Annotated in this window: 9 protein-coding genes and 1 pseudogene; 4 read left to right on the forward strand and 6 right to left on the reverse strand. The window is 32.5% G+C overall.

Translation table 11 applies throughout. The features are described 5' to 3' along the window. Both M983_RS17860 and M983_RS02655 read right to left on the reverse strand, forming a co-directional pair. Positions 1-138, reverse strand: a pseudogene (locus M983_RS17860) (CatB-related O-acetyltransferase); the annotation flags it as partial. A 234-nt stretch (positions 139-372) separates the two neighbouring features. Then, positions 373-1,464 (reverse strand): NADH:flavin oxidoreductase/NADH oxidase, encoded by a 1,092-nt coding sequence (locus M983_RS02655; RefSeq protein ID WP_066746636.1) that lies wholly within the window; start codon positions 1,462-1,464, stop codon positions 373-375. A gap of 955 nt (positions 1,465-2,419) precedes the next feature. Here M983_RS02655 and M983_RS02660 point away from each other — a divergent pair. Continuing rightward, positions 2,420-3,085 (forward strand): response regulator, encoded by a 666-nt coding sequence (locus M983_RS02660; RefSeq protein WP_066746638.1) that lies wholly within the window; start codon positions 2,420-2,422, stop codon positions 3,083-3,085. Beyond that, the gene (locus M983_RS02665; protein WP_066746640.1) at positions 3,085-4,488 is read left to right on the forward strand and encodes an ATP-binding protein; all 1,404 of its coding nucleotides are present in this window, start codon (positions 3,085-3,087) and stop codon (positions 4,486-4,488) included. The genes M983_RS02660 and M983_RS02665 overlap by 1 nt, the downstream gene beginning before the upstream one ends. Positions 4,489-4,579: 91 nt before the next feature. Here the strand turns inward: M983_RS02665 and M983_RS02670 are convergent, their stop codons facing one another. Next, positions 4,580-4,909, reverse strand: a complete 330-nt coding sequence (locus M983_RS02670; RefSeq protein ID WP_083954526.1) for an AzlD domain-containing protein — start codon at positions 4,907-4,909, stop codon at positions 4,580-4,582. Further along, complete coding sequence (locus tag M983_RS02675; protein ID WP_066746643.1) at positions 4,906-5,568, reverse strand: AzlC family ABC transporter permease; 663 nt, start codon at positions 5,566-5,568, stop codon at positions 4,906-4,908. The genes M983_RS02670 and M983_RS02675 overlap by 4 nt, the downstream gene beginning before the upstream one ends. An 85-nt stretch (positions 5,569-5,653) precedes the next feature. Between M983_RS02675 and M983_RS02680 the strand changes: the two genes are divergently transcribed. Further along, positions 5,654-6,214 carry a helix-turn-helix domain-containing protein gene (locus tag M983_RS02680; protein ID WP_066746644.1) on the forward strand — a complete coding sequence of 187 codons (561 nt, stop codon included), beginning with the start codon at positions 5,654-5,656 and terminating at the stop codon, positions 6,212-6,214. Positions 6,215-6,316: 102 nt separating this feature from the next. Here the strand turns inward: M983_RS02680 and M983_RS02685 are convergent, their stop codons facing one another. Continuing rightward, positions 6,317-7,168: a D-amino-acid transaminase gene (locus M983_RS02685; RefSeq protein WP_066746645.1), complete on the reverse strand. Its 852-nt coding sequence runs from the start codon at positions 7,166-7,168 to the stop codon at positions 6,317-6,319. Positions 7,169-7,377: 209 nt separating this feature from the next. Here M983_RS02685 and M983_RS02690 point away from each other — a divergent pair, with 209 nt between their 5' ends. Continuing rightward, the gene (locus M983_RS02690) at positions 7,378-7,956 is read left to right on the forward strand and encodes an HdeD family acid-resistance protein (RefSeq protein WP_066746646.1); all 579 of its coding nucleotides are present in this window, start codon (positions 7,378-7,380) and stop codon (positions 7,954-7,956) included. Between the two features lie 73 nt (positions 7,957-8,029). Here M983_RS02690 and M983_RS02695 read toward each other — a convergent pair whose 3' ends face one another. Further along, entirely contained in the window at positions 8,030-9,706 is a 1,677-nt protein-coding gene (locus M983_RS02695) for a hypothetical protein (protein ID WP_066746647.1), read from the reverse strand. Between the last annotated feature and the right edge of the window lie 113 nt (positions 9,707-9,819).

Genomic DNA, 9,819 nt, shown 5'->3' on the forward strand with positions numbered 1-9,819 from the left:
AAGATAACGAACAACGGATGCTTCAAACCCATTATCCCAGCAATCACTATAATAGCTGTGTTGCCCTTTAATAATAATATTCTTATTTTTTACTGTCTCATGGAGATATTCTACATGTGACCAATGTTTCTGTTTCATGATATGACTCGCTATCTATTAATGAGTCATCAAAGAATGCTTATTCTCTGATGATGTGTTCGCATTCCAAAACACATCGCCTTAAGCAATCCTAGGCTGCTGTAATAAAGGTATTCGTTTCATGTTATCTATTGTGTTATTTCTTAATTAATCTATTTTACCTGAAATATTGTAAAAAAAGAAAACACCACCGACAACCTAAAAAAAGATTAAGTAATCAGTGGTATAAAATAATTATTTAAAGAAATCCTTGCTACCATGCGGTGCACAACGTAAATATTGCGGTGCTACTTTTATTGTCTGTTTTAATTTTGCCGCTGCATGCCAAGGCCAACGAGGATCATAAAGTAGGCCACGACCCAGTGCGATAAAATCAGCTTGCTCTGTTAATAAAATAGCTTCTGCTTGTTCAGGCTCTGTAATCAGTCCGACAGCAATAACAGGAAGCTGCGTTTCATTATAAATTGCTTGAGCAAAAGGCACTTGATAATTAGGTCCTATAGTAATTTCTTGCTTATCTGATAATCCACCAGAAGAAACATGAATATAATCACAGCCTAATTCTTCAAGATGTTGCGTTAAAGCAATAGAACTGTCTAAGTCCCAACCACCTTGAACCCAATCTGTTGCTGAAATACGTACCCCAACACACACATTATCAGAAACAGCGCTTTTTACCGCAGTAAAAACTTCAAATAATAACCGACTGCGGTTGTTGAAATTACCACCATACAGATCAGTTCTATGATTTGATAATGGAGATAGGAATTCATGCAATAAATACCCATGAGCAGAATGAATTTCAATAACATCTATTCCTGCTGATTCCGCTCTTTTAGCCGCTTGCACAAATGCATCTTTAATATTTTCAATTTCATCAATAGTTAATGCCGTTGGCTCATGATTTTCACCAAAAGCAAGAGCAGAGGGTGCAACGCTTTGCCAACCATTAGGATCATTAGGTGCTAATGAATTCCCCCCTTTCCAAGGCAAATCAGTAGATGCTTTACGGCCAGCATGAGCTAGTTGAATACCTATTTTAGCCGATGAATATTGTTTGATATTTTCCACTAAATTTTTTAATTCACTAGCATGTTTATCAGACCAAAGACCTAAATCTTTATAACTAATTCTTCCTTTAGGCTCTACTGCTGTTGCTTCAATAATAACTAACGAAGCACCTGATAAAGCTAGCTGCCCATAATGCATAGTATGCCATGACGTTGGGTAGCCATCTTGTGCAGAATATTGGCACATCGGTGCGACGATAATTCGATTATCTAATTGATGAGGGCCTAATTTTTTTGAAGAAAAAAGTAAACTCATACAAAGCCTCCTGCTATTAATAAGCGTTTAAACAAATACCTTATTTTTATATTATCTTTTGCAAGATTTTAAAATAATTTTTTGTCTATCTTAATTACGTTACCTATTTTTGATATAAATATCTACACCAATGTATTAAACAATCTTACGCGAGAAATAGCTTTACATTATGTGTGATGGCGAGTATTTATTTTTTTAGATTAATATCAATGAATTATATAGCCTTAAAATTAACCTAAAATAAAATATTAATAAGATTTTACTCGGTTGACTAACAGCAATGTTAATTTACTAGAAAAAATAAAAAAGACATAATCTCAGAGCAAAAATGATGACTAGCTAGTATAATACTCGCTGAGAGGAGAGAATATTTTTGACGCAGAGTAATGATTGTTCGTCACTAAAGATTTTATTCATTTCCATTTATTGTTATATCCAAAAGATAAAATAATTAAGATTACTTTAATTTATCATAAATAATAATATAGCGAATATAGAATAGAACAGTTATATATTTATAATAAAAAAACAAGATGAAACACTTCCAATAAATCTACGGATAAAACGATTGCTTTCTAAGAGAAAATTTCACTATTAATAAAACTAGTACTATTATCATCCCATCATCCTGACAAAATTTGTAACATATTAATTTTAATTCATTTTCTAGAAAGTTAATTAAATCTCAAAAAATTTTTAAGATAAAGCAGAAAGCACTAATTAAGGTAAATTTAATTAGCCTTTCATCTTTTATAATCCTATCCAATTGTTAGATATAAATAATTTACATATTTTATCGTCTTGATTTTATTTTAATCTATAAATTTATTAATAAAATAAAAATTTACCTTAGATTAAGAATTCATTAATCAAACCTAAGTTTATATCGTATTAGATTGCTCAATTTTTATTTGGCTTTTATACTTTCTTAAAGTTAATTCGGATAGGTATTATTATGAATATTTTATTGGTTGAAGATGATTTACAACTAGGTAAAGCACTTTGCCGTGGTCTTGAAATCGCAGGTTTTCAGCCATGTTGGGTTAGATTACTTACAGATGCAAGAAATCAATTAAGTCAGCGCCCTTTTGACTTAATGTTATTAGATTTAGGATTACCCGATGGTGATGGACAAGACGAACTTATTGCCTTAAGAAAATCGGGAGAAAAAATTCCAATCATTATTTTAACGGCACGGACTCAAATGGATAATCTAGTCCAATCATTAGATTCAGGTGCTGATGATTTTTTACCAAAACCTTTTGCCATGCCTGAGCTTATTTCTAGAGTTAAAGCGGTGAGTCGCAGAATGGCAGGATTCTCTTCACAAATATGGTCAATTGGTGATTTGCAACTTAATCCAGCTAATCATCAAGTGACATTAAATGATGAACTTCTTTTATTATCAGGAAAAGAGTATCAATTATTATATGAACTCATGCGAAATACAGATAATGTTGTGCGCAAATCAGAATTAGAACAGCGCCTATTTGGATTAGATGACAAAATAGAAAGTAATTCTCTTGAAGTACATATGCATAATTTACGTAGAAAAATAGGCAAAGAGCGCATAATTACAGTTCGTGGTGTTGGATATCTATTAAAAAAAGAAGCTAATTAATGAAGATCCGTTCTTTCTTTATTTACACAATTGCACTTCAGATTATCTCTATCATTATGCTATGGGGCGTTTGGTTAGCATGGATAGAATTTGATTATATGCCTGACTTTGATGAAGTCTATAATCAACAACAAGAAATTATTGCTGAAGGGTTTGCTAATACTCTAGAAATCGTAGCAGACCAACCTGAAATAGTAAAAGCGGTTGCCCATAACCTGCAAAGTATGTATACCGATACCATGTTAAACGGTGAAGATGATTCACTTCAATATTTACCTTGGTTTATCGTATTAAATGAAGATAACACGCTAATTTATACTAATAGGCCTGAATTACCTATTCCCACACAAGTTCTTTCTCTTGCTTCTGAAAAAATATCTGTAGCAGGTGAAAAGTGGTTTCTTTCTTATAGTTGGGGAAGTAAGCATAAAATTAAGGTATTTATTGGTGAATCAGTTGAAGATAGAGGCCATGTGATAGGTAATCCAGTAGAAGGGACTTTTGTTCCCTTTTTGTTTATTCTTGCAACAGTTATTCTGGCTATTTTAATTACAGCCTATTTTAGTTTACGTCCTTTAAGACAAGCTGCCGAACTTATTTCTAATCGCAAACCTCGTAATTTAAAGCCTATTAATGTTGGCCAACAATTTAAAGAAATACGCCCTATATTTAAAGAACTTAACCAATTAATGGCTAGAATTGATGCAGCTAATGTTCGAGAAAAACAATTCATGGCAGATGCTGCACATGAATTAAGAACCCCAATTGCTGCCGTTATTGCTCAATTACATTTACTCTCTTTAGTTGATAATTGCCAAGAAAAAGAAGAAATTATTGAAGATATGAAGCAATCTCTTGATAGAGCTGCTGCTCTTTCACATCAACTTATTGATTTGGCTAGATTAGAAAGTGATGATTTTCCACTTAAAATTGAAACACTCGATATTTATAATGTGATAGGTAGCGCCATTGCTCAACATGTTCCCTATGCGATTACCAAAAATATTGAATTATCATTAAATGAAGGTAATAACTTAGAAATAAAAACAGATAAACAGGCGCTATTATCTATTTTTAATAATCTTCTTGATAATGCGATAAAATATTGCCCTAAAGGTAGCCAAGTTGAAATTACGATTGAAGAAAACCAAGCTAAAAATATTAATATCATCGTAAGAGATAATGGCCCTGGTGTTGCTAAAGAGCATGTTAGCGCCCTATTTTCACGGTTTTATCGTGTACCTGGCTCAACAGAAGTTGGCAGTGGTTTGGGATTATCAATAGCACACAATTTAGCAAATAAAATACAAGCCACAATTACCCTAACAGAAGGAATTGATAATAAAGGTATTGGTTTTATTGTTAATTTACCATTAGAAATAAAATCTTATGATAATGAGTAAATTAGCTGATATGTAATTATATTAAGGAGGCATGCCTCCTTTTTTATTTATAGATTTTATACTTATCTCGTTATCTTAAATCTTTTTGTAATTAAGACCAAAGTTGAATTAACCAACGTAATCCGGCAGTGACTACTGCTGCACTTAATACAATAAGAATAAAGGGTTTCTTTTGCCAAGTAAGAATACCAGCCACACCAACACCAATAATTTTTGATATATCGGCGAGTTGATTTCCATCAAAAAAAGTTGATGTCATAGCAACAGAAAATAGGATAACAATAGCTGATAAAGAAAAGATTTCTTTTACACGTGTCGATATTTCTGTTTTATTCCCTAATAACAGCCCTGAAATTCGCATTGCATAAGTTCCCGCTGCAAGAATAAAAATCCCTGTAATAATCGAAATTGTTGACATCACATTCTCCTCACAACAAATAACACACCAAATAAAGACAGCAATACGGGTAAACCAACAGGCAAAAAGAGTGTAGTCGCCAGTGCAATTAAGCTACCAATTATAGCGGCTGTACGTGTTAGCTTATTTTTTAAAGCCGGTAAACTTAAAGCCAGAATAACCGCAGGAAACATCGCATCCAGACCTAATGTTTTAATATCAATAATAAATGAGCCTAGATAAACACCAATCATTGTACCTAAAGGCCAGACAAGAAATATTCCTAATCCACAGATCCAAAATGCTAATTTATTTTGTTCTGTTGTTTTTTGAGAAAGCCCAAAAACAACACTTTCATCATTTAATATATGAAAACCAAGTAAAGATTTAAGTCCTTTACCGGGTAAATCTTTTACAGCTAAACTAAAAGGAATATGTCTCGCATTAACCATAAGCCCAGCTAAGGCTGCATAAATTGCACTTCCTCCCATCGCAACAACACCTATAAATAAAAATTCTGATGCTCCTGCTAATACAAAGATAGAAAGCGCAAGCGGTACCCAAAAATCAAAACCTTGTGTATGTGCTAAGGCTCCATAAGAAATACCAACAATACCATCAGCTAATGAAACAAGCAGAATATCTCTAAGTACGTTATTATCAAGACAGCTTTTAATTTGCATAGAATAAAGTATTTTATATTGAACGATGTGTTCATTATGTTGAACGATGAATTTTTTTGCAAGATGATTTTTAAAGGAAACTATGATGTCATCGCCTTGTGCACCTATTGATATTATTTCTAAAGCACTAGCAAGAGAGAGAAAAAAAGCAGGCTTATCACTTGCAGAAATAGCAAGACGAGCAGGTATCGCTAAATCAACGCTATCTCAACTAGAATCAGGACAAGGAAACCCGAGTATTGAAACACTATGGGCAATTTGTGTAGCATTAAATATTCCTTTTTCTCAGCTTATTTCATCCCCAAAATCTGAGGTCAAAGTTATTCGTAAAGGAGATGGCTTTAAAATAAGTGCAGAAAAAGCGTATTACCATGCATTTTTACTTTCTTCTTGCCCTAATGGCGCCAAACGAGATATTTATACACTGATTGCACAACCTGGCAAAGATCGCGTTTCAGAACCACATAGTAAAAATGTAACTGAGCATATAATTATTATTAGTGGCAGTGCTATGGTTGGTACTATTGAAGATCAACAGGAATTACATCCAGGTGATTATATTTGTTATCCCGGTGATGTGACACATGTATTACGTGCTTTAGAAGCAGATACAACCGCAGTGATGATCATCGAACATCATAATTAACAACAGTCAATAAAATATATCGCACTGACTTTTTATTCATAAAAATCTTAAGGCAGTGCGATAATGTTAATCTCTTTTCTTACTATTTATTTTTAATTCTTTTTAACTTAATGCTTTCTCAAGATATATTTCTCTTAAACGTTGCGATAATGGGCCAACAATACCTTGATTAATAGGATGTTCATCTATCGAAATAACAGGCCAAATTAATGTTGTTGCTGAGCTAATAAATGCTTCTTTTGCGTTTTTTGTCTCTTCAAGTGTAAATAATCGCTCTATTACTTTTAAATGTGCTTCTTTAGCTAATTGAATAATGGCTTGTCGAGTAATGCCTGGCAAAATACTATGACTAAGAGGCCGTGTAATAATTTCATTATCATGATTGACAATAAAAAAATTACTGGAGCTACCCTCTGTGATATAGCCTTCTTTAATTAAGATTGCATCATCAGCACCTTGTTGCTGAGCTTGGTGCTTTGCAAGGCAAGCTGCTAATAACCCTACTGTTTTAATATCACAGCGTTGCCAACGAATATCTTCAAGCGCTATAACTGAAATCCCCTTTTTGGCATTAGGATGCGCTAATACAGTCGAGTGTTGTACAAAGGCGACTACCGTTAATGGCGTCGATAAAGAAGGAAAGCTAAAAAAACGAGATGAATCTACACCACGAGTTATTTGTAAATAAATAAGTCCTTCATCTAATTTGTTTTTTTTAATAAGTTGATAATGTACATCTTTTAATTCTTGCTTAGTTAGAGAAAAAGGCATCTCTAATTCTTTACATGAGCGTTGTAAGCGCGAGAAATGCCCATCAAAATCAATTAGTTTTCCATGAATAACGGCTGTCACTTCATATACTGCATCAGCAAATAAAAACCCACGATCAAAAACAGATATTTTAGCCTGCTCTTTAGGTACAAACTGATGATTTAAATACACAATATCAGACATATTACCCTCCACATATCATTTGATTTTATCTTCGGATTGCAATATCACCTTACTCCTTCTAACTCCTATTTCATATATTCTTTCTCTCTAAAGCCTGACTCTAATTTTATTATCTATTTATTTAAAGAAATCATACCATATAGATAAATATTGCTATAATTTAGCTTAAGCATTAAGTATAAAAACAAAGAGGTCCTAAAGAGGTTACTATGTTAGATATTAATAAAAATAATTTGTCTCAATTCACTGAAAAATTAGTGAAAAAACAATGCACTTTTATGAATGTTGTTGCCATTCTTGGATTTATTGCAGGTATTATCTGTATTATTAATCCTATTTCTTCAGGTGTTGCTGTTAGTATCATATTGGGGGTTATTTTCTTCGCTAGTGCGATTGTGACTATTATCGGAGCTTTTAATAGTCAAATATCCTCACGCTGGTCGATGGTCATTACGCTATTAGCGGGTTTTATTTATCTCTTACTAGGTTATATTTTTATCACTGATCCTGTACAAGGTTTATTAACTCTCGCATTCCTTATAGGATTTTTATTTATATTTGCAGGGATCTTGCGTTTAAGCCTTGGCTTCAAACAAATAAAAGATAGTTATTATGGATGGTTTAATATTCTTGTTGGTATTCTAGATATTGTTATTGCTTACTTCTTGCTCGCTTTTGGCCCAGAAAATTCCATTACCTTAGTAATGGCATTGATTGGGATACAACTTATTTTTAGCTCTATTACCATTCTTTCTATCACCAATGCTTTAAAAAAACTAAAACGTTAGTCCATATAGAAGTAAGAGCCACGTTATTGTGGCTCTCTACCCAAAATTGAAATATTAATTAAGTAGAACACGATTAATGTAAATACACGGTATACATCGTTTCACTGCATAGATAACAATCACCATTCGTTTCAAAAACCATAACCTGTATTCCCAAAAATCCAACTTCAATATTTGGTAATGCATCAGCAAGAATATTATTAAGTACAGGATCTTTGAACTCGATAATATTAGCTAATTCAGCATTAGATTTAATATCAGTTAATAGCGTATTTACACGAATATCATCAGCATATATTTCCATCGTTGAACGATAAACTAACTGTTTAGAACTACTGTCATGTTTAGAATAGCCATTGAAAATAATAATTAACTTTTGAATATTCATCTGTGCTACACGGTTTTTGACTTGTAGACACATAGTAGGAAGTAATCGAATATTCATAGAATTAAAATAACGGTCGCAAATTTGCGGTATGGTCGCACTAATATTAGGTTTAGGTACAATATTCTTAATTTTTTTGTCGCACTCTCCTGTGACTGAATTATCAATAATAATACGCTCTCTAGGAGAGAATTTAACGTTGTCATAAACATCAACGGTAAAGAATGAAATATAATGGATGCCGTTTTTTAATAAATGTTGATCTAATTTGACTGAAATCGCAGATTGATCAGTACAAGGCAACATTTTTAACTCATCATTAAAATAAAAACCGACTTGAGTACTTTCACTGATTTCCTGTCCTAAAATAAGGTTAGCACTAATGCAATAATTATCACCTTGATAGCTTAAAACGCCATTTAATGTAGCCGGTATTTTAGGAGATGCTAATTTTTCATTAGTAATTTCAACATAGAATTCTTTAGAAAGAATAAATTCATCTGGATCATTAGGGTCTACTGTTCTTGCCTGAAATACCGCTAATTCTCCAATCATCGAATTTTGAAATCTTACTTTGAATATTGCAATTCCATATTTATTCGTTCTTGTTTTACCATCGATATCATCATCAGATTTTAAAATTATCGGCTCTACTGTGATCCTACTTTTATCTGTTAACAAAATCAGTTCAACTTCTTTATATTGAACATCTCGCCCTTCTTCATTACGTAAATGGACAATAAAATATTTAGAAACGTCTTCCCATCGATTTGGCCATTGCATTGATTCTGAGCGTATGGTTAATAAATCATCAATGCCTGCACAATTACTAGCAGCACAGCCTGTTGAAATGATTTCGCCTGATGAAACATTGATTTGTAAATTCGTGCTATACGTTGGATATTCATTATTTTCATCTTTTAAGATTAAATTTAATGAAGCCGTACCACTTCGATTTCCCGTTAATGTAATTTCCGTTTTGTTATCATCTATAATTGAAACAAAAACATCTTTTTTATTAGGTAAAACAAGTATTTCTTTAGGCCCTGTTTTCCATTCAGCTAAGCGTAAATCAGTGCCTGTTATTTCAACCTCATACTTTATTTTTTCATTAATAATTACACTGTTATCTAACTCATCTGGTGATAACTTTATCTGCTTAAAATTAACAACAATATCCTGTGCCATATTATCTTTTCCACCTTTATCATCTTCTTGTTTTTCCGTTCCATCTTCATCGAATTCTTCACTACTAACGTCATCTAACAAAGGATCATCATTATCTAAAGGATCCTCATTATCTAAAGAATCTTGTTGAGCAAGTAAAATTTGTTGTAATCGTTCTTCTTTAGTTTCTATCGTCATTCAGCGATTTTCCTTCTTTTGTGATGTTTCTATTTTTAGCTTAAAGAAAATTTTTAGAGAGAAAATCACAATGGAAAAAAGTCAACTAAGTATTGTTATTAGAAACAAAAAAT

Origin of the sequence: Proteus myxofaciens ATCC 19692 (assembly GCF_001654855.1) — a bacterium.
In the GTDB taxonomy this organism is placed as follows: Bacteria; Pseudomonadota; Gammaproteobacteria; order Enterobacterales; family Enterobacteriaceae; genus Proteus; species Proteus myxofaciens.

Coding starts and splice junctions, on each gene's coding strand:
- M983_RS02690 (WP_066746646.1), top strand. CDS start 7,378: ATGTTAGATATTAATAAAAATAATTTGTCTCAATTCACTGAAAAATTA.
- M983_RS02655 (WP_066746636.1), bottom strand. CDS start 1,464: ATGAGTTTACTTTTTTCTTCAAAAAAATTAGGCCCTCATCAATTAGAT.
- M983_RS02660 (WP_066746638.1), top strand. CDS start 2,420: ATGAATATTTTATTGGTTGAAGATGATTTACAACTAGGTAAAGCACTT.
- M983_RS02680 (WP_066746644.1), top strand. CDS start 5,654: ATGTCATCGCCTTGTGCACCTATTGATATTATTTCTAAAGCACTAGCA.
- M983_RS02685 (WP_066746645.1), bottom strand. CDS start 7,168: ATGTCTGATATTGTGTATTTAAATCATCAGTTTGTACCTAAAGAGCAG.
- M983_RS02665 (WP_066746640.1), top strand. CDS start 3,085: ATGAAGATCCGTTCTTTCTTTATTTACACAATTGCACTTCAGATTATC.
- M983_RS02675 (WP_066746643.1), bottom strand. CDS start 5,568: ATGCAAATTAAAAGCTGTCTTGATAATAACGTACTTAGAGATATTCTG.
- M983_RS02695 (WP_066746647.1), bottom strand. CDS start 9,706: ATGACGATAGAAACTAAAGAAGAACGATTACAACAAATTTTACTTGCT.